This window comes from Microbacterium tenebrionis, assembly GCF_903645325.1.
GTDB classification, from domain to species: Bacteria; Actinomycetota; Actinomycetes; order Actinomycetales; family Microbacteriaceae; genus Microbacterium; species Microbacterium tenebrionis.
Genome location: NZ_CAHJXQ010000024.1, coordinates 1 through 801, shown reverse-complemented (window position 1 = coordinate 801; position 801 = coordinate 1). Strand labels below are relative to the sequence as shown.

At 72.4% G+C, this 801-nt stretch carries 1 protein-coding gene and 1 pseudogene; both read right to left on the bottom strand.

Going from position 1 to position 801, the window contains the following annotated elements; genetic code table 11:
* The coding region (locus tag HWX58_RS14835) for a cytidylyltransferase domain-containing protein (protein ID WP_250646289.1) at positions 1 to 410 on the bottom strand (410 nt) is incomplete at its 3' end.
* Positions 407 to 801, bottom strand: a pseudogene (locus HWX58_RS14830) (polysialyltransferase family glycosyltransferase); the annotation flags it as partial. The gene HWX58_RS14835 and the pseudogene HWX58_RS14830, both read right to left, overlap by 4 nt.

The window sequence follows — 801 nt, the reverse complement described above, 5'->3', positions numbered from 1 at the left end:
GGTCGTAAGACGCTTGATGAGCGGTCAGCGCGAATGTGCTCGATCGCCTCGTCGACCCCGCCTGACGGGATGAACGGCGAGGTCGCCTGGATGAACACCACGGCGCCGACCGTCAGGCCATCGCCCTCGAGCTCGTCCATGGCGTGCAGCACGGCGCTCTCCGACGATGCGGTGTCGCCGGCCAGTTCGGCCGGGCGCCGCACGATGCGCGCGCCGGCTGCGGCGGCGGCCTCCGCGATCTCGGCATCGTCGGTGGTCACGACGACGAGATCGACGGCGGATGCCGCAGCGGCCGCCCGCACGGCTCGGACGACGAGCGGCACGCCCCCGACCGGCCGCAGGTTCTTGCGCGGAACGCCCTTCGACCCGCCGCGGGCCGGGATGATCGCGACCGTGAGTGCATGCGTCACAGGCCCCGCACCGCCTTCCATGCTCGTGCCAGCCGACGGCGGGCGGCGTGGACCGTCAGGCGCAGCTCCTCCATGCGTCCCACTCCTCCTGCCGAGCGCAGCAGGCGCCGCGAAAGGCTCTCGGCGGGAGCACCCGGCAGCCGCAGTCGCGCAAGGCGAGCAGGGTCGAAGTACCGGTCGCGCTCGGCCGGCGGCATGCCCCGCAGCAGCTCTGCCGCGCGCGGACGCAGGGATGCCGCGAGCTTCGGCTGCATCGCGTATCCGACGCCGTCGATCAGCAGCTGCAGCCGTGCGGGCTCGGCGTACGGCGAATCCGCGCGCGTCAGGGCATCCACGATCGTGGTCGGCACGCGGTTGCTGTTCTCGAACGGTTTCAGTCGGCGCAGCATCC